This is a genomic window from Siphonobacter sp. BAB-5385 (assembly GCF_002261125.1).
Lineage (GTDB): Bacteria > Bacteroidota > Bacteroidia > Cytophagales > Spirosomataceae > Siphonobacter.
In genome coordinates this window covers 1-229 of the sequence record NZ_NMPS01000219.1, presented here as the reverse complement: position 1 = coordinate 229, position 229 = coordinate 1, and the positions used below count along the sequence as shown (strand labels likewise).

The window sequence follows — 229 nt, the reverse complement described above, 5'->3', positions numbered from 1 at the left end:
TTCGTCCAGGGTCAGATCGTGTGACCAGTCTTCGAGAATATCAAAGGCTCGTAAGAAGACTTTCATCGAATCCGTCGGTACGGGCAGAAAGTATACCGTTTGTTCGAAACTGGTAAAGGCGTTGAGATCATCGCCAAACTTGATGCCATTGGACTGAAGAAAACTGACGAGTTCGTTCTTGGGAAAATTCTTGGTCCCGTTAAAGGCCATGTGCTCGGTAAAGTGAGCC

The 229-nt window shown here is 47.2% G+C and carries 1 protein-coding gene; it reads right to left on the bottom strand.

The genetic code is table 11. The features are described from left to right. A partial coding sequence (locus tag BWI93_RS22850) for an insulinase family protein (protein ID WP_141217572.1) occupies positions 1-229 on the bottom strand: 229 nt, incomplete at both ends.